The sequence below is a fragment of the Pedobacter paludis genome (assembly GCF_003173575.1).
GTDB classification, from domain to species: domain Bacteria; phylum Bacteroidota; class Bacteroidia; order Sphingobacteriales; family Sphingobacteriaceae; genus Pedobacter; species Pedobacter paludis.
The window spans coordinates 118458-143669 of sequence record NZ_QGNY01000009.1; the positions used below are offsets into that span (position 1 = coordinate 118458).

The 25212-nt window shown below is 36.1% G+C and carries 27 protein-coding genes; 18 read left to right on the top strand and 9 right to left on the bottom strand.

Going from position 1 to position 25212, the window contains the following annotated elements; all coding sequences use genetic code 11:
• Nucleotides 1-45: 45 nt before the first annotated feature.
• The 11 genes from DF947_RS20475 (at nt 46) to DF947_RS20525 (ending at nt 9280) form a co-directional block, all read left to right on the top strand.
• The gene (locus DF947_RS20475; protein WP_109932488.1) at nt 46-1164 is read left to right on the top strand and encodes an XdhC family protein; all 1119 of its coding nucleotides are present in this window, start codon (nt 46-48) and stop codon (nt 1162-1164) included.
• Nucleotides 1164-1754 (top strand): nucleotidyltransferase family protein, encoded by a 591-nt coding sequence (locus tag DF947_RS20480; protein ID WP_109932490.1) that lies wholly within the window; start codon nt 1164-1166, stop codon nt 1752-1754. The genes DF947_RS20475 and DF947_RS20480 overlap by 1 nt, the downstream gene beginning before the upstream one ends.
• Nucleotides 1755-1766: 12 nt before the next feature.
• Nucleotides 1767-2747 carry a GTP 3',8-cyclase MoaA gene (gene moaA / locus DF947_RS20485; RefSeq protein WP_109932492.1) on the top strand — a complete coding sequence of 327 codons (981 nt, stop codon included), beginning with the start codon at nt 1767-1769 and terminating at the stop codon, nt 2745-2747.
• A gap of 11 nt (nt 2748-2758) precedes the next feature.
• Complete coding sequence (locus DF947_RS20490) at nt 2759-3937, top strand: molybdopterin molybdotransferase MoeA (RefSeq protein WP_109932494.1); 1179 nt, start codon at nt 2759-2761, stop codon at nt 3935-3937.
• A gap of 6 nt (nt 3938-3943) precedes the next feature.
• A complete protein-coding gene (locus DF947_RS20495; protein ID WP_109932496.1) occupies nt 3944-4684 on the top strand; it encodes a sulfite exporter TauE/SafE family protein in 741 nt (246 codons plus the stop codon).
• A 1-nt stretch (nt 4685) separates the two neighbouring features.
• Complete coding sequence (locus DF947_RS20500; RefSeq protein WP_109932498.1) at nt 4686-5183, top strand: molybdopterin-binding protein; 498 nt, start codon at nt 4686-4688, stop codon at nt 5181-5183.
• A gap of 4 nt (nt 5184-5187) precedes the next feature.
• A complete protein-coding gene (locus tag DF947_RS20505) occupies nt 5188-5421 on the top strand; it encodes a MoaD/ThiS family protein (RefSeq protein WP_109932500.1) in 234 nt (77 codons plus the stop codon).
• A 9-nt stretch (nt 5422-5430) separates the two neighbouring features.
• The gene (locus tag DF947_RS20510) at nt 5431-6543 is read left to right on the top strand and encodes a HesA/MoeB/ThiF family protein (RefSeq protein WP_109932502.1); all 1113 of its coding nucleotides are present in this window, start codon (nt 5431-5433) and stop codon (nt 6541-6543) included.
• Entirely contained in the window at nt 6540-6983 is a 444-nt protein-coding gene (locus DF947_RS20515) for a molybdenum cofactor biosynthesis protein MoaE (RefSeq protein WP_205940830.1), read from the top strand. The genes DF947_RS20510 and DF947_RS20515 overlap by 4 nt, the downstream gene beginning before the upstream one ends.
• A 1-nt stretch (nt 6984) precedes the next feature.
• The gene (gene moaCB / locus DF947_RS20520) at nt 6985-7890 is read left to right on the top strand and encodes a bifunctional molybdenum cofactor biosynthesis protein MoaC/MoaB (protein ID WP_109932506.1); all 906 of its coding nucleotides are present in this window, start codon (nt 6985-6987) and stop codon (nt 7888-7890) included.
• 310 nt (nt 7891-8200) lie between these two features.
• Nucleotides 8201-9280 carry a fatty acid desaturase family protein gene (locus DF947_RS20525; protein WP_109932508.1) on the top strand — a complete coding sequence of 360 codons (1080 nt, stop codon included), beginning with the start codon at nt 8201-8203 and terminating at the stop codon, nt 9278-9280.
• A gap of 39 nt (nt 9281-9319) precedes the next feature.
• On the opposite strand, the gene DF947_RS20530 is transcribed toward DF947_RS20525, so the two are convergent.
• Nucleotides 9320-9553, bottom strand: a complete 234-nt coding sequence (locus DF947_RS20530; protein ID WP_109932510.1) for a hypothetical protein — start codon at nt 9551-9553, stop codon at nt 9320-9322.
• A 525-nt stretch (nt 9554-10078) separates the two neighbouring features.
• On the opposite strand from DF947_RS20530, the gene DF947_RS20535 reads away from it, so the two are divergent.
• Nucleotides 10079-10639 (top strand): hypothetical protein, encoded by a 561-nt coding sequence (locus DF947_RS20535; protein ID WP_146202955.1) that lies wholly within the window; start codon nt 10079-10081, stop codon nt 10637-10639.
• A gap of 81 nt (nt 10640-10720) precedes the next feature.
• Here the strand turns inward: DF947_RS20535 and DF947_RS20540 are convergent, their stop codons facing one another.
• The gene (locus DF947_RS20540; RefSeq protein ID WP_109932514.1) at nt 10721-10966 is read right to left on the bottom strand and encodes a hypothetical protein; all 246 of its coding nucleotides are present in this window, start codon (nt 10964-10966) and stop codon (nt 10721-10723) included.
• A 347-nt stretch (nt 10967-11313) separates the two neighbouring features.
• Between DF947_RS20540 and lat the strand changes: the two genes are divergently transcribed.
• Nucleotides 11314-12645, top strand: coding sequence for an L-lysine 6-transaminase (gene lat, locus DF947_RS20545; protein WP_109932617.1), 1332 nt, complete (start codon nt 11314-11316; stop codon nt 12643-12645).
• Nucleotides 12646-12647: 2 nt separating this feature from the next.
• Complete coding sequence (locus tag DF947_RS20550; protein ID WP_109932516.1) at nt 12648-13049, top strand: hypothetical protein; 402 nt, start codon at nt 12648-12650, stop codon at nt 13047-13049.
• Nucleotides 13050-13327: 278 nt separating this feature from the next.
• Here the strand turns inward: DF947_RS20550 and DF947_RS20555 are convergent, their stop codons facing one another.
• From DF947_RS20555 to DF947_RS20570, 4 genes are all read right to left on the bottom strand, one after another.
• Nucleotides 13328-14689 carry an acyl-CoA dehydrogenase family protein gene (locus DF947_RS20555; RefSeq protein ID WP_109932518.1) on the bottom strand — a complete coding sequence of 454 codons (1362 nt, stop codon included), beginning with the start codon at nt 14687-14689 and terminating at the stop codon, nt 13328-13330.
• 210 nt (nt 14690-14899) lie between these two features.
• Nucleotides 14900-15616, bottom strand: a complete 717-nt coding sequence (gene bshB1, locus DF947_RS20560) for a bacillithiol biosynthesis deacetylase BshB1 (protein WP_109932520.1) — start codon at nt 15614-15616, stop codon at nt 14900-14902.
• Between the two features lie 56 nt (nt 15617-15672).
• On the bottom strand, nt 15673-16185 hold the full coding sequence (locus DF947_RS20565) for a glutathione peroxidase (protein ID WP_109932522.1): 513 nt from the start codon (nt 16183-16185) through the stop codon (nt 15673-15675).
• Nucleotides 16186-16189: 4 nt separating this feature from the next.
• Nucleotides 16190-16804: a DUF4294 domain-containing protein gene (locus DF947_RS20570; RefSeq protein ID WP_109932524.1), complete on the bottom strand. Its 615-nt coding sequence runs from the start codon at nt 16802-16804 to the stop codon at nt 16190-16192.
• 110 nt (nt 16805-16914) lie between these two features.
• Between DF947_RS20570 and DF947_RS20575 the strand changes: the two genes are divergently transcribed.
• The 4 genes from DF947_RS20575 to DF947_RS20590 all read left to right on the top strand — a co-directional run bounded on the left by DF947_RS20575 (nt 16915) and on the right by DF947_RS20590 (nt 22643).
• The gene (locus DF947_RS20575) at nt 16915-19122 is read left to right on the top strand and encodes a RelA/SpoT family protein (RefSeq protein WP_109932526.1); all 2208 of its coding nucleotides are present in this window, start codon (nt 16915-16917) and stop codon (nt 19120-19122) included.
• A 211-nt stretch (nt 19123-19333) separates the two neighbouring features.
• A complete protein-coding gene (locus tag DF947_RS20580; protein ID WP_109932528.1) occupies nt 19334-19828 on the top strand; it encodes a Fur family transcriptional regulator in 495 nt (164 codons plus the stop codon).
• Nucleotides 19829-19867: 39 nt separating this feature from the next.
• Nucleotides 19868-21148 (top strand): adenylosuccinate synthase, encoded by a 1281-nt coding sequence (locus DF947_RS20585; protein ID WP_109932531.1) that lies wholly within the window; start codon nt 19868-19870, stop codon nt 21146-21148.
• 235 nt (nt 21149-21383) lie between these two features.
• Entirely contained in the window at nt 21384-22643 is a 1260-nt protein-coding gene (locus tag DF947_RS20590) for an anthranilate synthase component I family protein (protein ID WP_109932533.1), read from the top strand.
• Between the two features lie 119 nt (nt 22644-22762).
• Here the strand turns inward: DF947_RS20590 and DF947_RS20595 are convergent, their stop codons facing one another.
• The 3 genes from DF947_RS20595 to nadC all read right to left on the bottom strand — a co-directional run bounded on the left by DF947_RS20595 (nt 22763) and on the right by nadC (nt 25203).
• Nucleotides 22763-23569 carry a M48 family metallopeptidase gene (locus DF947_RS20595; protein ID WP_109932535.1) on the bottom strand — a complete coding sequence of 269 codons (807 nt, stop codon included), beginning with the start codon at nt 23567-23569 and terminating at the stop codon, nt 22763-22765.
• 94 nt (nt 23570-23663) lie between these two features.
• Nucleotides 23664-24311 carry a glycerol-3-phosphate 1-O-acyltransferase PlsY gene (gene plsY, locus DF947_RS20600; protein WP_109932537.1) on the bottom strand — a complete coding sequence of 216 codons (648 nt, stop codon included), beginning with the start codon at nt 24309-24311 and terminating at the stop codon, nt 23664-23666.
• A 49-nt stretch (nt 24312-24360) separates the two neighbouring features.
• Nucleotides 24361-25203, bottom strand: a complete 843-nt coding sequence (gene nadC / locus DF947_RS20605) for a carboxylating nicotinate-nucleotide diphosphorylase (protein WP_109932539.1) — start codon at nt 25201-25203, stop codon at nt 24361-24363.
• Nucleotides 25204-25212 lie beyond the last annotated feature (9 nt).

The window sequence follows — 25212 nt, forward strand, 5'->3', positions numbered from 1 at the left end:
TATCTAAATTGCGAATATCAAAATGGTTATTACATCCCTACCCTAATGAAAGAGATCAAGGATATCATAAAAAGCTACGAATTGGCAGAAAAGGCAGGCTTAAAAACTGCACTTGCTACGGTTGTACGGGTAGAAGGATCTTCTTATCGCCGACCAGGGGCAAGAATGTTAATTTGCGAAAATGGACAATTAACAGGGGCCATAAGTGGCGGTTGCTTAGAAGGCGATGCGCTTAGAAAAGCACTTTTAGCCATTAATCAACAAGAAAATCGCTTAGTTACCTACGACAGTATGGACGAAGATGACGCTAAATTTGGTGTTCAGCTTGGCTGTAATGGCATTGTACATATTCTTTTCGAACCTATCATAAAGGATGATGGTCTAAATCCAATCGTATTACTAAAAACTGCCAACGCCCGAAGAGAAAACTGCGTCATTGCGACTCTTTTTTCACTTGATGATAAAAGTCAACCGGGGTCGGTAATGTTGTTCAGAGAAAATGATTGTTTAGAAAAAGTTGCTGAAGAGGTTTCAGGCTCATTAAAAAATGATGCATTTGATGTATTAAAACTTAAAATGTCAAGATTTGAATCGTACGTTATTAATGGCCAAAACTTCGATGCTTTTCTAGAATTTATAACGCCACCCATTTCGCTAATTATTGCAGGTGCAGGTAACGATGTTCAGCCACTTGTAGAAATTGCATCCGTATTGGGCTGGCAAATTACTGTAGCAGATGGTCGGCAAACACATGCTACACTTCAACGTTTTCCAAACTCAGATCGAATATTGGTTAATAAGGCTGATGCCTTGCTCAATGAAATTGAAATAGATGAACGGACAGCGATTGTATTAATGAGCCACAACTATAATTACGATTTGGCAATATTAGCTGGATTATTGAAAATTAAAACGCCTTATATTGGTGTTCTTGGTCCGAAGAAAAAACTGATAAGGATGCTGGATGAACTTCAGATTGAAGAAAGTAGAGATCTTAGCCATGTTCACGGGCCTGTTGGACTGGATATTGGGGCAGAAACTGCTGAGGAAATTGCGATTTCGATCGTATCTGAAATTAGAGCCGTTTTTGCAGGAAGATCTGGAAAAACCTTAAGGGATAAAAATGCACCGATTCATGTTGGTGCAGAAAAACTCGAAAACTAATGGATACAGGAGTCATTATTCTTGCCGCCGGAAATTCGTCCAGACTGGGTCGCCCGAAACAATTGTTGGAGTTAAATGGAAAAACTTTAATCTCACATGTAATTGAAGAAGCAGAAAATGCAAAAATTCAGGTCATTGCTGTGGTAACCGGATCAAATTCAGACCTTATCCAGCAGGAAATAAAAGATAAAAAGATTCTGATAGTGGATAACCAAAGCTGGGAAATTGGAATGGCTTCTGGCATAAATGCCGGATTATCAGCTTTGCTAAACTTCAACAATAAAATCGAAAGTATCATTATTTCAGTTTGCGATCAACCATTTATTAGCAGAGCGATATTTGATTCACTTATTGATGCAAAAAACAATACCAATAAAGGTATTGTTGCCAGCCATTATCAAAATATAATCGGTACGCCAGTATTATTCGATAAAAAATACTTTGGCGATTTAAAAGCGTTAACTGGTGAAGAAGGTGCTAAAAAGATCCTTAAAGTTTATCCAAATGATCTTGTTTCGGTTCCTTTTGAAAATGGGGAAATAGATATAGATACTCAATCAGATTACTTAAATTTACAGAACCATAAATAAGCGGGTAAACGTATGATAGAGGATTCATTTGGTAGGGTACACGATTATCTGCGCATCTCTTTAACGGATAATTGCAATTTTCGCTGTTTTTATTGTATGCCAGAAGAAGATTATGATTTTACACCAGCATCGAGATTGATGCAGACTGATGAAATTATCCGATTGGCAGAGATTTTTGTTGCTCAAGGGGTTAAAAAAATAAGACTTACTGGTGGTGAGCCTTTAGTTAGAAAAGATGCAGCCAAAATTATCGAAGCATTAGGCAAACTACCCGTAGAATTGAACATTACAACCAACGGAACAAGAATTAATGAAATGTTACCTGTTTTACAAGCAGCAAACATTAAAAGCATAAACATCAGCTTAGATACTTTACAGCCTGAAAAGTTTTTTACGATTACCAGACGTGATGTTTTTCATCAGGTTAAAAGCAATATCGAACTTTTATTGCAACATAAAATTGGCGTAAAGCTAAATATGGTGGTAATGAAAGGCCTAAACGATAATGAAATTTTGGATTTTATCGCATGGACGAAACATAATCCCATTCAAGTTCGGTTTATAGAGTTTATGCCTTTTAGCGGAAACCGTTGGACCAGCAATAAGCTTTTTTCTCTTGAAGAAATTTTAGCTGTAATCGAAAAAGAATATACAATTCTTCCTGTTAAGGCTGCGCCACACGATACCGCTAAAAGCTTTATGGTCCCCGGCCACGATGGCTCTTTTGCTGTAATTAGCACAATGACATCTCCCTTTTGCAGCAGCTGTAATCGCATGCGCTTAACTGCCGATGGCAAACTTAAAAATTGTTTATTCTCAAAAGGAGAAACCGATCTTTTAACAGCTTTACGTGCCGGTGAAGAAGTTTTGCCCCTCATTAAATCTTCCATTTGGGCTAAAGAAAAAGAACTTGGCGGTCAACTTCATACACATTTTGAAAACATTGATGCCGAATTATTAACGAATAGAAGCATGATCACCATTGGTGGATAATCTTAATAAAGATGATAACTGTAGCCGAAGCTAAAGCCTTAATTGCCGAAAATATTTTTACGCTAGATGCGGTTAAGTTACCTATAGAAAAAGCCAGCAGGCATATTTTAGCTGAAGATGTTTTTGCAATTGCTGATATTCCGGCATTCAGACAATCTTCTATGGATGGTTATGCGATTCGATTTGAAGATAAGGATTTACCTCTTTTCGTGCATGGAGAAATGGCTGCGGGTAGTGCAAATGCTTTAACTATTAAAAAAGGAGAAACTGCAAGAATTTTTACGGGCGCACCGCTTCCAGATGGCGCTGATACGGTAGTAATGCAGGAAAAGATTTCTTTAAATGATGGTAGAATATCCATCTTGGATGATCGCCTCCAAGTTGGGCTAAATGTTAGAGGAATTGGTTCAGAAATTAAGGCTAGTACATTGGCCATGCACAAAGGCAGTTTTTTAAGTCCGGCAGCAATAGGTTTTTTAGCAGGCATCGGAATTACAGAAATTTCTGTTTACCCTTTGCCCACAGTTTCGATAATTGTTACCGGAAAAGAACTTTGTGCCCCTGGCGAAACACTTGGATTTGGGCAGGTTTACGAATCAAATTCATATTCACTAAAAGCTGCATTGGAGCAAGCCGGTATCTATAAAGCTGAAGTAATTAGTGCAGATGATGATCTTGAAATTTTGAGCAGAATTTTTGAACAAGCTCTTAAAAAAAGTGATGTGGTTTTGCTTACCGGTGGCGTAAGTGTTGGCGACTACGATTTCGTTCTCGAAGCTTCTCGCCTTTGTAAGGTTAACCAGATTTTCCATAAAGTAAAACAGAAGCCGGGTAAACCGCTCTTTTTTGGGATGAAAGATAATAAACCCGTTTTTGGACTCCCAGGAAATCCTTCATCAGTATTAAGTTGCTTTTACAATTATGTATTGCCCGCACTTTATCAAATGGCTCACAAAAATAATCCAGTAAAAGAAATAAGTGCAAAACTGACTGACGCCTACCATAAACCTGCTGGATTAACCCATTTTTTAAAAGGTACTTATAAAGATGGTCTCGCAACCCCTTTAAGCGCTCAGGAATCTTTCCGTTTAAGTTCATTTGCATATGCAAACTGCTTGATCTGTTTAGATGAAGACAGCGACCACTTCGAAAAAGATACAACCCTAAATATTTTACTAATCCCTGAATAATCCTTTATGCAAGCAGAAATTTTACTATTTTTTAGTTTATTATTTATTGTTGCTTTTTTATATTCATCTGTAGGACACGGTGGCGCTAGCGGTTACTTGGCCCTAATGGCCATTTTTGCCATTTCGCCATTGGTTATGAAACCTACAGCTTTATTGTTAAATCTTTTTGTCTCTTCCGTTTCCTTTATTCAATTTTATAGAGGTGGGCATTTTAAATGGAAAACGTTTTGGCCTTTTGCACTGGCCTCCATCCCACTTTCTTTTGTTGGAGGTACAATGGCAATTGACAGCAACATTTACAAAAAGATTTTAGGTGCTTTATTACTAATTCCGGTTATTCGTTTTTTCTTTTTTAAAAACACCGACCCTAAAGATTTTAAGCATCCAAACTTTGCTTTATCCTTATTAATTGGAGGAATAATCGGCTTACTTTCGGGAATGATTGGTATTGGCGGTGGAATTATTCTCTCTCCGATTTTATTGCTTTTAAAATGGACAGATCAAAAACAAACCGCGGCCATTAGTGCAGCTTTTATATTTGTTAATTCCGTTGCAGGTTTGGGCGGTCAATTGGTTAAAGGAATTAATTTTAATAGCGATATGATTGCCTATGTTATTGTAGCCTTTATTGGCGGTTTATGTGGCGCCTATTTTGGAGCACTTAAATTTCCTCAAACTATACTTAAAAATGTATTGGCCTGCGTGCTCGCACTGGCTGCTTATAAATTACTTTTCACTTATGCATAATATGAAATATTTAATCATCGCAATTCTTTTCTTAAGCTTAAAGGTACAGGCGCAAGAAAGTAAACAATTTACTATTGAAGGCAAAGTTTTAAAACCCCTAGATGTAAATCTAGAATCATTAAAAGCCTATAAAACCATCAGTTTAGATAGTACGGTAATTTATAATCACCTACAACAGCGCAAAAGCAGCATCAAAAACATTAAGGGAGTATTACTTAAGGATGTACTTTCTAAAGTCCAAATTGCAGAAGAATCTCCAAAAAAATTAAGCGAATATTACATCGTTTGTACGGCAACCGATAATTATAAGGTGGTATATTCCTGGAACGAAATTTTCAACTCAGATACCGGAAATCATGTCTTGGTATTGACCTCTTTTGATGCCGATCCCGTTAAAACCGAAAAAGGAAACATCGCATTAATTACACCAAGTGATAAAGCAACTGGAAGACGATTTGTAAAAGGATTGAGTAAAATCACTATTCTTCAGGTAAATTAGTATAATGGAAATCGAATTGTTAAGCTTTGGTAAAATAGCCGAATTTATAACCATTAAAAAACTAAGTATTGATGGGATTTCGGATACGGATGGATTAAAAAAATATTTGGAAGACAAATTTCCGCAGCTTAGCGAAATAAAATATAAACTCGCTGTAGACAAGCAAATCATTCAGAAAAATAGGATAATTACAGATCAGGCAACAGTAGCTATAATGCCCCCGTTTTCTGGCGGATAAACATTACGAATGGACACCGAAAGATACAATAGACAGTTAATTTTAAAGGGATTTGGAGAAGAAGCACAACAGAAACTTTCCAAAGCCAAAGTGCTGGTTATTGGCGCTGGTGGTTTGGGTTGTCCGGCGCTACAATATCTGGTTGCTTCTGGTGTGGGTAAAATCGGTTTGGTTGATGGTGATGTTGTATCGTTAAGCAATCTGCATCGGCAATTACTGTTCACCACAGTGGATATTGGAAAATTAAAAGTAGATATTGCTGCTCAAAGATTAAATGCAATAAACCCTAATATTAAACTCGAGACCTATTCGCAATTTATAACGCAAGAAAACGCCCTCGAGATTTTTTCCGAATATGATTTTATTATAGATGGCACCGATAATTTCGAATCTCGTTATTTGATTAATGATGGTTGTGCACTGCTAAAAAAGCCATTAATTTTTGCCGCGGTTTCAGGCTACGAAGGTCAGCTTGCTGTGTTTAATATTGAAAGTTCGGGTGGTGAAAAAACAAATTATCGAGATCTATTTCCCATTCAACCAAACAAAGGAGAAATTCCAAACTGTGCGGAAAATGGAATACTGGGCGTTTTGCCAGGAATAATCGGAACAATGATGGCTGCTGAGGCAATCAAATTAATTACCGGAATCGGAGAACCTTTGATTAATAAAATTTTAAATTACAACCTTCTAAATCAACAATTTTACGAGATAGCCATCACCTCATCTCCATCGGGAACCTATAAACTACCCGAAAATGAGAATGAATTTTTAAAAATGAATTACAGTTTGAAATCTACACCTAATCAAGTTCTCGAAATAGACATTAAAGAGTTGGAAAATCTCCAGAAAAAAGACTCAACCCTTATAATAGATGTTAGAGAAACTTACGAAGTTCCTGTTTTAAATCCGCTAGATTACAAACAGATACCAATGTCAGTATTTCAGAGTTTTTTGAATCAGGATATCGAAGAAGAAAATATCGTTTTGCTTTGTCAGCATGGAATTAGAAGCCTAGCCGCCGCTGAATTTCTTCATGAAAAATATGGCGACAAGAAAAATATTTACAGTTTAAAAGGTGGTGTTATCCGCTGGAAAAATTATTTCACAAGTGCATCATGAGCGATAAAAAAATCAAGAATATATTTGTAAACGGCGCAATAAGCCCTTCGTTCATTTCAGAAAGTATTGCCAAACATAGCTCCAAAACAGAGATTGGCGGACACAGTATTTTTTTAGGTCAGGTAAGAAAAGATGAAATTGATGGAAAATCAGTTTCCGCAATAGAATACACCGCTTTCGAAGATTTAGCGCTTGAAAAAATGCACGAAATCCGAGAAAATATCTTCGAAAAATATCCACTTAGCTGCATGCACATTTACCAATCCTTAGGAAGGGTAAGTGCCGGAGAAATTTGTCTGTTCGTTTTCACTTCATCCGCTCACCGAAAACCTGCAATTAATGCATGCGAGGAAGTTGTAGAGCGTTTAAAAGCAGAACTGCCAATTTGGGGAAAAGAACTTTTTGAAGACGGGTCACATCAATGGAAAGAAAATAAATAACATGGTAAACATCACAGCCAAATCCAATACACTGCGAATTGCGATTGCTACAGCAACCGTACGCGTATCTAAAGTTGAAACGATTGAAGCCATTAAACAAAGAAAAGTACCTAAAGGCGATGTATTTGAATTTGCAAGAGCAGCTGGATTATTAGGCGTAAAAAAAACAAGTGATGTTATTCCAGATTGTCATCCTTTGCCTGTAGAATTCACCTCCATTACTTACGAAATAGTAGATTTATCTGTTGTTATTTCTGTTGAGGTACACACCATTTATAAAACTGGAGTTGAGGTAGAGGCTATGCATGGTGCTGCGGTTACCGCTTTAACAATGTACGATATGCTTAAGCCGATTGATAAGGCAGTAGAAATAGAATCCGTTAAACTTTTAAAAAAATCTGGTGGCAAAACAGATTTCAACAAAGCAGATTTTGCAACCTTGAAAGCTGGCGTAATTGTATGCTCGGATACCATTTCTGCAGGTAAGGGAGAAGACAAATCGGGAAAGACTATAATTGCAAAATTAGAATCGTTCGGAATAGAAACCATTCATTATGAAGTTGTTGCTGACGATTTTGATTTAATACAAAACCAGGTTAAACAGATTTCAAAAAAGGTACAGCTTTTAATTTTTACCGGAGGGACGGGTTTATCACCAAGAGATGTTACGTCTGATGCGATTTTGCCCTTAATTGAGAAACCAATAGAGGGAATAATGGAAACGGCAAGGCAATATGGTCAAAATCGGATGCCTTATGCCATGCTATCAAGAGGTGTAGCAGGCTTAATTGGCGAAACTTTGGTCATGACTTTTCCAGGATCAGTAAAAGGCGCAAGCGAAAGTATAGATGCCCTTTTTCCTCAAGTGCTCCATTTATTTAAGGTGATAAAGGGAGATCGTCATTAATGCAAGCGCATAATAATTAAAAAAATATCTTCTTTAAATATCCATAGTCGCACAAAAAGATAATTCTCTCGATTACAGATTCAAATAAAATCTTATCTATCGACATATATGATCTTAGCTTTCGAATTGAGATCAGGAATCGCCACGTATTTAAAACATTTGGCTATAATCGCTAAGCCGAGAATCCAAACACTTTATACTTTCGTTTATGCATTAGTAAGTGTAACTTGCAAACCAAAGTAATTGTAAAATAAAACTTACTGATCCTGGAACTAAAGGTCTGCGAACATGAGTACAGCACCAAAATTCCATGAAATCAAAAGCAAAATTTCCTTGCTCTACCGGAGCTACATTCTATTCGGAAGTTAGAAAAAAGGTTAATACACATTTTAAAGATCATAACAAAAGTACCCATGCCAATATTGCGATGTGGTTTAAAACGACTTTGTTTTTAGCCATATTCTTCTGCCTGTATCTTTCAATTTTACTTGCTCCACTAAACCTTATCATTTTAACAGGGATGGCAATTTTGCTTGGAGTTACTTCGGCCTTTATTGGCTTTAATGTTTGCCATGATGCCATTCACAACTCCTTTTCGAAACATAAATCGGTAAATGAGTTCTTTAGTTTTTTGTTTCACATGGTTGGCGCAAACCCCTACGTTTGGAACATTACGCACAATGTTGTTCACCACACCTACACTAATATACCTGGGCATGATGAGGATATTGAAGTTGCACCGGGTTTGATCCGTATTTCTGAGGATGATGAACTTAAACCCCATCAACGATTTCAACATTGGTATGCATTTCCACTTTATAGCCTGGCATCTTTATCTTGGATTTTTAGAAAAGACTACAAAAAATTCTTTCAAAAAAGTGTTGGCGCATGTGAAAGTAAGCATCCGAGAATCGAATACTTCAATCTTTTCTTTTATAAAGCACTTTACTACTTTATGTTTATTGGCTTGCCACTATTAATTATGGATGTTGCCTGGTGGCAAATTACCATTGGTTTTATACTCTTGCATTTGGCACAAGGATTAACCATGGGATTGGTTTTTCAATTGGCACATGTAGTTGAGGGTACAATCTTTCCTTCGCCAAATATTCACGGAAATATGGAAGAAGCCTGGGCAGAACATCAGATGCGAACAACCGCTAATTTCGCTACTCAATGCAAGTTTGCCGCTTTTTTCTTAGGTGGACTTAATAGACAAATTGAACATCACCTGTTTCCTAAGATTTGTCACATTCATTATGGCAAAATTTCTGTAATTGTAAAGCAAACCGCCTTAGAGTATGGAATGCCTTATCATGAAAGCACAACCTTTGGCGCTGCTTTGCGTTCGCACTATCTGGTTTTAAAGAAGATGGGAAGAGCAAACTAATGATGAATTAATTTATTCTAGCTGGAATAAATACCTAAGTTATTTGTTAACGTTCGATTCATTTCTGTAAATTTCAAGAGCAAGCTCAAAATCTTTTTTGGCAACATGAATTTCCTTCACCTTGAGCGGCGAAGTATCGGGAGCGGTAAACAGTGTAATTTCTTTTTTAATATGACTTATTTCGTGTACTTGTAATATCTCTCTAAATTCTTCGGGTGTCAGCAAGAATTTCATGCAGGCATCGCTTTGAGTATAATAGGATTCTTTATTCATTTTTACAATAGGTTTCTCGCCCAAAAGCGCTGAAATCACTTTTATATTAATTAAATCCTCAGTAACATTATCATATTAATCTTCTTTCAGATTATTATAAAATTTAAGGATAGACAACAATAATTATTCTTCTATTTAAAAGTTACAGCAAAGCACTTTTTATCGAAGAAATTAATTAATAACATCAACAATTCTTATAAATTAAAGTTTAATTTAATTACAAAAATTTAACAACCTGTAGTAGTAATTAGCCAATAACCACTTTAAAATTATCGTTTTCTACCTTCTAACGCAAATTGAAATGGATAAAACTACAGCCCTGTATAAACATGCTAATAATAAAAGTTGTTGACCTACTACAGCACAACCAAAATCAAGTTACCACTATTGTATTTAAATGAATGCACCTCAAATAACAAAACCTACCCGATAATCTTTTTATCGTCATAATGTACGTTTAGGCTATAAAAAATGGCTTTTTATGTAATAACTTGCAAGAATTATCCCTCAATTACTATAACCAAAATGAATATCCCATCATTCTTTACAGGCATTTGTATGCTGATAACTTTTCATATAGAATCGCCCTCGATTACTACAAATCCGCATGTTGCAATCAATAGAGATTTTTTTAAAGATTCTAAATTTGTACATACAGCGTGGCTGGGCTTTCTACAGTCAAAGGATACAAAAAGAGTAATCAGCAATGTACCCATGTTTATTTATGAGAATAAGGCCGAAGGCTATGGTAAAATTGTTTGTGTACCAAAGGCCCCAGATAATTGGACAGCTAAGTTTAAGGGGAAAACCAAAGTCGAAAAAATATCGATCGGGAAAACCTTAACACAGGGGATTTTAAATAATTCTATTGGAGAAAAGGATTTTAATATTTATTCTTTTTTTACAAATGCCGATGATTTGTTGGCAAATCCTGATTTTTCAAAACCAAGTACTCCAAAATTTCCAAGTACAGTGTATATTTATATAAAAGCCGGAACCAAATGGAACATAATTGCGCAAAAGCTGATCAAAAATCTGGCTGAATACAGCGATCTGCAATTTCGAACTGCAAATGGGGTAATTTAAGTTTGTTGGAAAAGTAACTGACATAAAAAAGCCCTTAGTTAAATCCTAAGGGCTTTAAAAATAAATAGTATTATATTAAATCTAGTTGTGTAAAATGTCTTCTAGCAAGGCATTAATGCCATTGATAAAGTGTATTTTGCCTTCATCAAAAGTTTCTGGAGATGAAAATTCTGTAATGATTTCATTCACTTCATTCTCTTTAACTTTCTCATCTATACCTTTAAATTGGCTAGCCAAGAAGTAAGAATTCATATCACCAAACCCCCTCAATTGCTTCACTTTAGCTAGAAAGGTATTTAACATTTGAACTTTATTGAGCGATTCCATACACAAACATAATAAAACCTATGATTAATACTACAGAAATTAAGCAAATTTGCTGATTTAATGATATTTATCAATAACTATTGATCAAATTACACAAGGGCAAAGTTTTATACTAAATAATGGGGAGAGATTAACTCTAATCATGTTCATAAATCTCTTAGGCATTCACTCCACAAGTCTTTATTGTTAAAAAAGTTTTCCACATTTTATTGCATAAATGTTGAATTTAAGATAAAATCATACTTTAAACAGTTTAAACCTATTTTTTGCTGTTCGGGTATAAAAAGTGCTTAAATTTTGATTTTAGGCACATTTAACTAAATTTGAAAAACATCAAAACCGAATTTATGTACCAATTAACAGTACCTGCAGACCAAGTTAATGAAGCTCTAAGTAAACATATTTTAGCTGATGGTTTCGACCTGACTTATGATATGGAAAAAAGTAACGGGGCATACATTTACGATTCTAAATATAACCGAACATTACTCGATTTTTTTACTTGTTTTGCTTCAGTTCCTTTGGGTTATAATCATCCTAAAATGATCAATGATGAAGCTTTTAAAACCAGCCTTCTTCAGGCAGCAATTGCCAACCCATCGAATTCTGATGTATATACACAACAATATGCCCAGTTTGTTAAAACGTTCTCCAAAATTGGCATTCCGGATTACTTGCCACATGCATTCTTTATTGCAGGCGGTGCATTAGCTGTCGAAAATGCGATTAAAGTAGCTATGGACTGGAAAGTGCAGAAAAATTTTGCAAAAGGCTATTCAGAAGAAAAAGGATTTAAAGTCCTTCATTTCGAACGTGCTTTCCATGGGCGCACAGGTTATACCTTAAGCTTAACCAATACGCTACCCGATAAAACAAAATGGTTTGCCAAATTTGATTGGCCCCGTGTAAGTATTCCTGAAGTTAAATTTCCATTAGAAGGAAGCAATTTAGACCATGCCATCAAAACCGAAGAAATCTCTATTGCTCAGGTAAAAAAGGCTTTTGCAGAGAACAAAGATGAAATTTGTGCAATAATTATTGAACCCATCCAATCAGAAGGCGGAGATAACCACTTACGCGAAGAATTTTTAATTCAATTAAAAACCTTGGCTGATGAAAATGAAGCATTTTTAATTTACGATGAGGTACAAACAGGAGTTGGTTTAACGGGCAAATTTTGGTGCCACCAGCATTTTAGCGAAAAAGCAAGACCGGACATTGTTGCCTTTGGCAAGAAAATGCAGGTTTGCGGAATTTTGGTTGGCAATAAGGTTAATGAGGTTGAAACCAATGTATTTAAAGTTCCAAGCAGAATTAATTCTACCTGGGGTGGCAATCTGGTTGATATGGTACGTTCTACACAAATTCTTCAAATTTTGGAAGAAGATAGCCTTTGTGAAAATGCAGCGAAACTTGGTACTTATTTGAAAGATAATCTTTCAAAACTTTCCCAGAAATATGATATAATGAGCAATGTTCGTGGACGAGGCTTACTTTGTTCATTTGATTTTCCAAGCAAGGAAATGAGAAATAACTTCATCAGCAAAGGCATAGAAAATAAAGTGATGTTTTTAGGCTGTGGTGATAAAACCATCCGCTTCCGCCCTGCCCTTTGTATAGAGCAAAAACATATTGACGAAGGCTTGACAGTTATGGAAAAAATATTGCCTTTATTGTAAGCATGAGCAGAAAGTCCCTATTCTACATTCTTATTATTGGTATTTTAATTCTGATTTTTTTTATTGTAAAAGATACGCTTAACCAGCCCGGAATTGATGATATGAAGTCTGGGTTTAAGGAGATTGTAAAATACAGAAATGCGAACAATACAGGGCCAGTGCAAAGAATTTACATAGCTACAGTAAAAGACAGCATTTGGAAAGAAATGGAAGATTACGGAAATATTATGCCCCACACAAAATATGGCAATACCAAAGTTTACTTTTTTATGGAAAATACCAACGTGCCTAAAACGTTGGAACCAGGAGAAGTAAACTTTGATCCTCAATATAATAAATCGTGTATAGCGCTATACGAAAAAAGTGCAATGAGCCAGGTAGCATTTAATAAGCATCCGTTCTAAAATATTTTAGGTTGCTTATAGCTATTCTTCACTTCCACGCAGTAGGAATAAAAATTCTTAACCTTATCTGTTTCTTCAAAAGACCGTTTTTTTTTGGAAATGAGCGGTTTGGAACTTTTCGCCTTTTCAGGCCTGCTTTACCTCCTGCCAATTGAAGAAATTGGCATCCGTTCCAATCGGGTTTATAAACAAAGTTTAGTGCCTTTGGGAAGGTCGCTCAACAATTATAAAAACGATTTTATTCATTGATTGATGGTCTACAACTTAAAATTCATCAACTAAACGAATGCTGAAAATCCGGTTATAGCCCTACCCACAATTAATGTATTAATTTCTTTGGTGCCTTCGTAAGAGTAAATTGCTTCGGCATCTGCCACAAATCTCGCCACATTATATTCTAATAAGATTCCGTTTCCACCCATAACTTCACGAGCCTTACTCACTACATCACGAGTTCTTAAAGAGCAAAAAACTTTGGCTAACGATGCATGTTCATCTTTCAATAAGCCTTGATCCTGTAATTGGGATAAACGAAAACACAGGGTTTGCATTGCCGTTAAATTAGATAACATCTCAACTAAATGATTCTGAATCAGTTGAAATGAAGCAATTGGTTTTCCGAATTGTTTTCGAGTTCGGGTGTACTCCAAAGCATTTTCATAAGCCCCTCTGGCACAGCCAACAGCCTGCCAGGCAACACCAGCTCTAGTCATTTGTAAAACTTTGGCTGTATCTTTAAAAGAATTTGCATTTTGTAACCGGTCTGCTTCTTCAACTTCGCAATTTGTTAGCGTAATAATCCCGTTCTGCACAATCCTAAGTGCCATTTTATCTTGCATTTTTTCTACTGCAAATCCCGGATTATCTTTTTTAACAATAAAACCCTTTACCGCATTGCTGTCTTCATCTCTAGCCCAGATAATTAAGATATCTGCAAAAGTTGCATTCCCTATCCACTTTTTCTGACCATTTAAAACCCATTTATCCCCTATTCTTTTACAGGTTGTTGTTAAGCCACCTGCAGCAGCAGAGCCAACTTCAGGCTCGGTTAATCCGAAGGCACCGATAATCTTAAACTGTTGCATTAGCGGAAGCCACTGTTGTTTTTGAGCTTCCGATCCACATAGGTAAATAGAACCCATTGCCAACCCACTCTGAACGCCGAAAAAAGTAGATATTGAGGTATCAATCCGAGCCATTTCCATAGCTAAAATTCCTTCCATCAAATTGGATTTACCCGGACAGCCGTAACCTTGATAAGTTAAACCACAGATATTTAATTCTGCCAATTTTGGAATTATTTCGAAAGGAAATTCAGCCTTGTTCCAATAATGATTTACGATTGGCTTTACTTCTTTTTCTAAAAAGGCTCTAACTTTAAGTTGCAATTCTCTGTCTTCATCTTTAAGTGCTTCGTCTCCCAAATGATAGAAATCACCTTCGATAGGTGGCAATTCCTTCTTTTTTCCAGAGCTGCCCATCATTTTCATCATCCCTTGAATTTGTTTGTCATCCAGACTTGAGATGGTTTCAACCATTTTTGGAAGATCAACTTTTTTAGACAAAGCCTCTAACTTGTCGAAATCTACGTGTTTAAAAAGATTGTAAGCATTTTTAATTGAAGAGAATATATTCGCCATTATTATTCGTTTTAAGAGTAACAAATAACTGCTGGTTTTGTTGCAACCACATTTTTGCTTTGCTATTGCACACAAAATCCTTAGATCTAAAGAAACCTTAAATCATCCAATATATAGCAATCCGATTTATCAAGAAAAAATAGGATGAAATTTTCGCCAACAAAATTGTGATGTTCTATGATGTCTTAGGTGGTAGATTACAAAAATTCCCTATTTCAAATCGAACAAATTATCTACGCCCAATAACTTTCTCGAGGTAAAACCTTCTCCAAATGTTGCACCAATACTTTTTCCAAATTCTCTAGATCTGGCAATAAAGCTTTCGAAAAATTCCGGAGAAGATATATAGGTATTTAACCCCTCAACGCCTGGTGTAAAAAACTGCGTTTTAAATGCTTGAACGGATTTAATTTTGGCATCCATGTGATCGGAGATATCAACAATTATATCTGGTTTAATGTATCGATCTTGAATATATTGAAGCAATAATCGCGGACGGTGGGCTTCTTGTTTTATATGATCTATTTCGGTTTCAATTTTAGGTAAGCCAGATAAAAACACAGAATCGTAAACCAAATCTCCGGCTCTACCATGATCAGGGTGGCGATCTTCCAAAGCATTACTTAAGATAATTTCTGGTTGATACTTTCTAATCATCTTGATAACCTCTAAACGATGAGGTTCATCATTTTGAAAGAAACCATCTCTAAATCTTAGATTTTCACGAGCGTGTAAACCCAAAATCTTTGCCGAATCCGCAGCTTCCTCGTCTCTGGTTTCTGCGGTTCCGCGGGTTCCAAGTTCGCCTCTGGTCAAATCTACAATTCCTACTTTTTTACCTAATGCAATATGCTTCAAAATGGTTCCCGAACAGCAGAGTTCTGCATCATCAGGGTGTACGGCAATTACTAAAATATCTAATTTCATGTGTTTAATTTCGAACAAATTTGTCAAGATTTAAAAAAACTCGATCACTCTTTAGTTCATTCATTATCTAAATTCAGCAAACGCTGAACTTTCTTTTTAATCTTTGAGCTCAAGGGTTTTGTAAAAGGAAAGAAAAAATCTACAAGCTCACCATTTTTGTTGATAAGGTATTTATGAAAATTCCATCTCGGTTTTGAACTTAATTTTCCATTCTGCTTTTTATCACTTAAAAATTGATATAATGGATGAACATGAGCGCCACGAACCATAATTTTATCAAAAACAGGAAATTTCACACCGTGATTAATCTCACAAAATGCGCTAATATCCGATCCATTAAGAGGTTCCTGCTTTCCGAAATCGTTAGTTGGAAACCCTAAAATTTCAAAATCAGAATTGTTAATTTCGTCTTTGAGTTGCTGAAGCTCTTTAAGTTGAGGCGTAAATCCACATTCAGAAGCGGTATTTACAATTAAAATAACTTTATTTTTAAAAGCAGATAAAGGTTGTTCTTCACCATTAATTTTCCTGACTTTGAATGGGTAAATATTCGGAACGCTCTCCTGCATTTGTTTATTGATAATATCCAGAGGTACGAATAATGGATTCTATATCTCTATCTTGATTAGGATCGTAAGTGCTTTTTAAATTGTGGCCTACAACTCGGGCTACAATCTGATAAGAAAACGCCGCGAAGCCACCTTTGGTCTGTTTAACTATATCGTAGGTTGTTCTTCCAACTTCACGATCTATAAGCTTGGTTAAAATTTGTCCCTGTGTTATGGTTAACTCTTTTATTTCGCGGTTAAACATGTCTTTTATTTCATTATCACAGGCTTTAACCAATTGCTTTTGCTCCTTTTTCTCAGGTGTTCTTGCCAAATCCTGTTCCAATTGCTCATATCTGCGTTTCGCAAATAAGGCATAAGGCATTACCTTTAAAACATTGTAACGCAAACGGTTGTAAGCAGCCTGCTCTGCCGGCGATTTCCAAATTCTGGCCGCCATAATTTGAACATCATTAAGCTGCATCCACGGAATCATTACACCATTATCATTTGTAGAGGCAACTCTTATTGTATCGGCTTTGCCCATTTTCGGAAAAACTGGCGCAACAGGATCTTGTGCTTTTAGCGTGATGCTAAAAATCATTACAAAACACAGAAAAAAGAGCCCTTTAAATTTCATAAATTTATACTTTTACAAAGTTAGGTGTTATTTCATATATTAGGTGTTTCACAAAACTAATATAGGTTTTATTCATAAATAAGACGCAATTTTTTACGCAAAAAATACAAATGAAAACAGAGTTAGTGATTGATTTAGAGGCGGAAAAACAAGAAATTCTGAAAAGATACAGGGCATTATTACGGGCAAGCAAGTCTACTTTACAAAAAGGAGATAAAAAAGAAATCCGAAAAGCCTTTGATATGGCCTTAGAAAGCCATAAAGACATGCGCCGTAAATCTGGCGAACCATACATATACCACCCCATTGCAGTAGCGCAAATTGCTGCAGAAGAAATTGGCTTGGGTACAACTTCTATTGTCTGTGCACTTTTACATGATGTTGTTGAAGATACAGATATTACCTTAGAAGACATCGAACGCGAATTCGGCAAAAAAACAGCCAAAATTATAGATGGCCTAACCAAAATTTCAGGAGTTTTTGATACCAACAGCTCCCTGCAGGCCGAAAATTTCCGAAAAATGTTGCTCACCCTAGCGGATGATGTTCGGGTAATTCTGATCAAACTAGCAGATCGTTTACACAACATGCGAACTATGGAGTTTATGCCTCGCCATAAGCAGTTAAAAATCGCTTCGGAAACGATTTATTTGTACGCTCCGCTTGCACATCGTTTGGGTTTATATGCCATAAAATCAGAGTTAGAAGATCTTTCGATGAAATATCTTGAGCCTGATACCTATAAATTTGTTGCCAAAAAATTAAACGAGAAAAAGGCAGAACGTGCCATGTTTATCAAAAAGTTTGTGGAACCAATTGATGAAATTGTACACGAACAGGGCTTAGTTGCAGATGTATATGGAAGACCAAAATCTATCCATTCCATTTGGAATAAAATGAAGAAAAAAAATATTCCTTTTGAAGAGGTTTACGATCTTTTTGCCATTAGGATTATTTTGGATAGTCCGCCGGAAAATGAAAAAGCCGATTGCTGGAAAGCCTATTCTATCGTTACGGATTTATACCGCCCAAACCCCGACCGTTTACGTGATTGGGTTTCGTCTCCAAAGGGAAATGGTTACGAAAGTTTGCATACAACGGTAATGGGCCCACGCGGACAATGGGTTGAGGTACAAATTCGTACGCAAAGGATGAATGAAATTGCTGAAAAAGGTTTCGCGGCACATTGGAAATACAAAGAATCTAGCAACGATAACGGTTTGGATCAATGGATTCAGAAAGTTAGAGAAATGCTGAGCAATCCCGAGGCAAATGCACTCGATTTCCTGGATGATTTTAAAATGAATCTTTTCTCTGACGAGATTTTCATTTTTACACCAAAAGGATCTTTAATTCAGTTACCATTAGGTGCAACTGCCTTAGATTTTGCTTTTGAAATTCACACCGGGGTTGGCGCAACCTGTATTGGCGCAAAAGTAAACCACAAATTAGTTCCCATTTCCTACAAACTTCAAAACGGCGATCAGGTAGAAATTATTACCTCAAATAAGCAAACCCCTAAAGAAGATTGGCTTAATATTGTGGTTACGGCGAAAGCTAAGTCAAAGATTAAATCTTCCTTAAAAGAAGAAAAAAGAAAGATTGCCGATAATGGAAAAGAGATTTTAGAACGCAAACTGAAATCGCTAAAGATTACTTACAATACCGATAATCTTCAAAAAATAAGTTACTTTTTTAAACTTCCATCAACACAAGAGCTTTTTGTAAATGTTGCCCTGGGCAAAATTGAACTTAAGGACATTAAGGAATATTTAAGTAGCGAGAAAGAGGTAGAAAACCGCGGACCTGAACGCCCAGAAAACCTTTCTGTAGATGGAATTAAAAATAAAATTAAGGGTGGCGAATCTGATATTTTGTTAATTGGTGAAGACATGCAACGTATTGATTATACACTTGCAGCCTGTTGTAATCCAATTCCCGGTGATGATGTTTTCGGTTTTATTACGGTTAGTGATGGCATTAAAATCCATAGAACGAATTGCCCAAATGCTACACAACTGATGGCTAATTATGGCTATCGCGTGGTTAAGGCCAAATGGAACAAACAACAAGAACTTACTTTTTTAACCGGATTAAAAATTGTTGGTATTGATGATGTAGGCTTAATCAATAACATTACAAGAGTAATTTCTACCGATTTTAAAGTTAATATGCGATCGATTACGGTTGATACTAATGATGGTATTTTTGAAGGCTCTATTATGATTTTCGTTAACGATACCGAGCATTTGGAAAACCTGATTAAGAATTTATTAAAAGTTAGAGGCGTTACCGGAGTAACAAGGTTTGATGCATAAAAAATAGGAAAAATATTAGACCGAGGTCCGAAAGTCAGGAGTTTGAATTGGAGGATTAACAGCCAAATGATATTTAGCTTCGATTAAGAGCTAATATCTTTTGACTATCGACTTTCAGACCTCTAACTAATTACCAAATCTGTGTAATCATTTAATTGGTGTAATCATTTTTCAAAACAATTTACCTACCTTTGAAAGGAGTTAGAAAACTATGTCTGAACAAAAAACAAATGAGCTCGTTCGCAAGATTTTTGAGGCTTATTTAGAAAACAAAAATCTACGTAAAACACCAGAGCGTTTCGCCATATTGGAAGAAATATATTCTAGAAACGATCACTTTGATGTAGAAACCCTTTACATCCACATGAAAAACCAAAAGTATCGTGTAAGTCGTGCTACGGTTTATAATACTTTAGAGTTACTGGTTTCGTGTGATTTAGTTACCAAGCACCAGTTTGGTAAAAACATGGCACAATTCGAAAAATCTTACGGCTATCGTCAACACGATCACGTAATCTGTATTGAATGTGGTAAAGTGGTAGAATTTTGCGATCCACGCGTACACCAAATCCAGACTATGGTTGGTGATCTTTTAAAATTCGATATTAAACACCATTCACTAAATATGTACGGTTTCTGTTCTGACTGTAGCGTATCTAGAAAAGTGAGTGAAAATGCTGCTGCAGCAAAACTTGAATCAAATTAAATCAATCCAAAATAATAAAACCCGCTTAATTTTTTAATAATGACGCAAGTAGATGTACTTCTCGGCCTACAATGGGGCGATGAAGGAAAGGGAAAAATCGTTGATGTTCTAAGTCCAAAATATGATCTTATCGCCCGTTTTCAGGGTGGGCCAAATGCCGGACATACATTGGAATTTGATGGTAAAAAATTTGTTCTGAATACCATCCCATCAGGAATCTTTAACGAAAAAACCATGAACCTTATCGGTAACGGTGTAGTTATCGATCCGATCATATTAAAAAGAGAACTTGATAATTTAAAAAAGGCTGGTCATGATCCAGTTGCTGAAGGCAAATTAGTTATTGCCCGTAAAGCTCATTTAATCTTACCTACTCACCAATTACTGGATGCAGCGAACGAAGCTAGAATGGGTAAAAATAAGATTGGATCAACCTTAAAGGGTATTGGCCCAACTTATATGGATAAAACTGGACGTAATGGTTTACGTGTTGGTGATACCACCTTGCCAGATTTTAAGGAGCGTTATGCTAAATTAGTAGAAAAACATACAGAAATCCTTTCTCATTATGAAGGTTTTGAATATGAATTGGCAGAGAAAGAAGCTTTGTTTTTTGAAGCTATCGAATTCTTGAAAAGCATTCCTCACGTAGATAGCGAACATTTCGTAAATGGCTATTTGAAAGAAGGAAAAGCGGTTTTAGCAGAAGGTGCCCAAGGAACTTTATTAGATGTTGATTTCGGTTCATATCCTTTTGTAACCTCAAGCAATACAACAACTGCTGGTGCTTGTACTGGTTTAGGTATTGCGCCGAATAAAGTTGGTGCTGTTTACGGCATCTTCAAAGCTTATTGTACTCGTGTTGGTGGCGGTCCTTTCCCTACAGAATTAGATAACGAAGTTGGAGAAAACCTACGTGCCTTAGGTCATGAATTTGGTGCAACTACAGGCCGTGCCCGTCGTTGTGGCTGGATCGATCTACCTGCACTAAAATATGCAATCATGTTAAATGGTGTTACCGAGTTAATTATGATGAAAGCTGATGTTTTAGATACTTTCGATACCATTTATGCTTGTACACACTACGAATATAATGGCGAAACAATCGATTATATGCCTTACGACATTATTTCAATCGAACCAACGCCAGTTTTGAAAGCCATTGAAGGTTGGGCAACCGATGTTACAAAAATCACTTCAGTTGACGAAATTCCCGCAAAATTAACAGCTTATATCGAATACTTAGAAAAGGAGCTTGAAGTGCCAATTAAATTCCTTTCAGTAGGACCAGATAGAGCACAGACTTTAGAATTACGTTAATCCATGCTCGTCATCTCGACCATAGCGGAGAGATCTTTGTACTGGTTAAATATTGAACTAAAACAAAAAGCAATCCATATTGGGTTGCTTTTTGTTTGTAACATTGTTTTATGCCAACCTAATCCATACCTTCTCCAAAAGCCAATCAAACCATGCTTAACTAAAGTTAGAGAAATTTGAAGATTCTACTATGCGAGCTTTCCACTTAAGCTGGGTTTAGTTACCTTTGTTCAGCTTGAAAAACCAACAAAATTTTACCGATTTTAAGTACAAGGCATTGAACTGGGCAAACCAGTTTGATGTTTGTTGTTTTCTGGATTCAAATCAATATAAAGACAATTATTCAGAGTTTGATTTTCTATTGGCAGCAGATTTTCAGTTCGAATTAAAATCATCTAGTGTAAATTCATTTGAAGAATTAAAAGAATTTTATGAAGCACATCAACAGTGGACTTTCGGTTTCTTTGGTTATGATCTAAAAAATCAAATTGAAGACCTCTCTTCTAATAATCAGGATGGGCTGGAATTTCCCGACCTCTATTTCTTCGTTCCAAAATATCTCATTGCTTACAAAGATGGGCTTACGGAAGTTTTAATTGGTGACAACTCCATTTTGAATGATATCGAAAATTTTGGGCAAATCCATAAAAAAGAAGACAAAAAATTAAATCTCAAAGCCAGATTATCAGAAGCAGAGTACATTAAAAAAATCGATTCCCTAAAAGAACACATTTCAAGAGGCGATATTTATGAGATTAACTTTTGTCAGGAATTTTTTGCAGAACATGCAAAAATAGCCCCTGTAGAAACCTTTAAAGCATTAAATCAATTATCACCCACCCCTTTCGCTGGTTATTTCAAAGTTAGGGATCATTATATTTTATCTGCCACACCAGAAAGATTTTTGTGCAAGAGAGGAAACAAATTAATTTCACAACCTATAAAAGGCACAGCCAAACGAAGTCCTGATCCAGCAGAGGACCAAGCAATTAAATATTCTTTGAGAAGTGATATTAAAGAGCAGGCTGAAAATGTAATGATAGTAGATTTAGTGCGCCATGACTTAACAAAATCTGCCATTAAAGGTTCTGTTAAGGTAGAAGAACTTTTCGGAATCTATACCTTTCCACAAGTTCATCAAATGATTTCGACCATTAGTTGCCAGCTCAATCCAAACGTTCATTTTATTGATGCAATCAAAAATACCTTCCCAATGGGATCAATGACTGGAGCACCAAAAGTTAAAGCCATGCAGTTGATTGAACAATACGAAGAAACAAAAAGAGGTATTTTTTCAGGATCATTCGGTTGCATAAATCCAAACGGAGATTTCGATTTTAATGTTATAATTAGAAGTATCCTATATAATTCAGCGTCAAAATATCTTTCTTTTCAGGTTGGTGGGGCCATTACCTATCAATGTGATGCAAAAAAAGAATATGAGGAGTGTTTGCTTAAGGCTAGTGCGATTCTCAAGGTGTTAGGTGATCATTAGTCATTGGTCATTGGTCATTGGTTGAAACAATAACCAATGTTTGATTATCCATAAAATAAAAAAGGTAGAAAATTATGCTCAGAGCAAACTTTCTACCTTAATTCATCTATTATTAAGCCTTATTTTTTATAATATTGTTGTGCTTCTGGTAAATATTTTTGAATTTGAGCAATACGTGTAGCATCACTTGGGTGCGTACTTAAAAATTCGGCAGGTTTTTGCGCATTTGCAGATGCCGAAGCCATTCTATTCCAAAAGCTTACAGATGACTGTGGATTATATCCAGCCATTGCCATAAATATCAATCCTAATCTATCCGCTTCTAGCTCCTGATTACGAGAATACTTTAACATCGCAATTGGTGCTCCCACCCCATAAAGGGTATTAAATGTAGATTGTGCCTTAGGGTTTTTAGATAGAGCAACGCCACCAGCGGTTCCAATTCCTTGGGCAACCATTTCTTGCGACATACGTTCTGCAGAGTGCCCTGCAATTGCATGGGCGATCTCATGCCCCATAACAGTTGCCAAACCGGCATCGTCTTGGGTTACTGGTAAAATGCCCGTGTAAACAACAATTTTTCCGCCTGGCATACACCATGCATTTTTTTCATTATTCTGAACAACGTTAACTTCCCACTTATAATCCTGGATTAAGTTTCCGTAGTTATTATTGTTCATGTAAGTTTGTACAGCAGTAATTAAACGGCTTCCTATTGTTTTAACCTTTAATGCCTGTGCATTTGATGCTGGCAAAACGGCTGTTTTATTTTCAGTTAAGAATTCGCTATAAGCCTGAAAAGCCATCGGTAAAACTTGGTCGTTGCCAACTAAATTTAACCTACTACGCCCAGTTAAAGGAACCGTAGAACAAGAATTAAATAATAGCAAACCCGCAACGCTAGCGGTTAGTAATAACTTTTTCATAAAAAATATGGTTTTAAATTGCTCCGAATAAATCGTAAGTAATGTATTAACATTTACCTTACAAATAAGTTTCAAAGTTGATGTGATTTGTTAATTAATTAGTTTTTTTCCTAAACAAATACACTTTGGACTCCTTGCCCTTAAGCAATCTTTCGAGGTTTTTTTGGTGGGTAACTAAAATCAGAATACAAACAACCATCCCATAGAGCACTTCAGATTTTATGGAGACCTGAAACAGGAAAACAACACTCAACGGAAATGTAAATCCTGCACATATCGAACTCAATGAAACGTATTTAGTTAATAATAATATGACCACAAAAACCAGAACACAAAGCATAGATGCTTCGAAATTAACTGCCAAAATCATTCCAAAAAGTGTAGCAACACCTTTACCACCCCTAAAACCAGCAAACACCGGAAACAAATGCCCCATCACTGCAGTTACACCGAGGGCCAATTGATAGTTAACAAAAACAACAGAATTTTGTGGCCCAGTTACAGACATTCCAATTAAATAGGCAAGATTGGTCGCTGTGTAACCCTTTGCAATATCTATAATCATTACAGCAATACCGGCCTTTTTGCCCAGAACCCTAAAGGTATTTGTAGCACCGGCATTACCGCTGCCATATTCTCTAACATCAACGCCATAGAAAGCCTGGCCTAACCAGACAGCCGTTGGTATCGACCCAAAAAGGTATGCAAGCAATAGAGCGCTGAGAGAATAAACCGTGACCATAGCCTACAATGATACAAAAAATAAGCCTTTTATTAAGCAGCCTACCATGTTAATATGCTTTTAAGCTGATATCTAAACTTTTAACCGAATGGGTTAACGCACCCATCGAGATATAATCTACGCCACAATCTGCATATTCTTTTACATTCTCTTCGGTAATGCCTCCTGAAGCCTCAGTAATAAACTTTCCATCGATTAATTTTACAGCTTCTCTAAGTTTATCAAAACTGAAATTATCAAGCATAATCCGATCTACTCCACCTATTTCCAAAACTTGGGTTAGTTCCTCAATATTCCTCACCTCAATTTCAATTTGTAGAGATTTTTGCTGATCGGATAAATATTTTTGAGCAGATTTAATTGCATTTGAAATGCCACCTGCATAGTCTACATGATTATCCTTTATTAAAATCATATCATATAAACCGATTCTGTGATTCACACCCCCTCCTATCCTAACCGCCCATTTTTCTAAATAGCGTAAACCTGGAGTTGTTTTTCTGGTATCTAATATTTTTGTTTTGGTATCTTTTAAAAGCGCAACAATATGATTAGTCTTAGTCGCAATACCACTCATTCTTTGCATGCAATTTAAAACCAAACGTTCGGCAATTAAAATAGAATGTGTACTTCCACTCACCGTTAAGCCAATATCTCCAACTTTTACCTGATCTCCATCTTTTAACAGAACCTCTACTTTTAAATTTGCATCTACAACTTTAAAAATTTCAAGAGCAAGTTCTACACCAGCTAAAATTCCATCTTCCTTGATGATAAGCTTTGCTTTACCCTGAGTGTCAGCAGGAATGGTTGATAATGAAGTGTGATCGCCATCGCCAACGTCTTCAGCAAGCGCATTTTTTATGAATTGATCTATAAGTTCTTTGTCCAAAACAAGTTA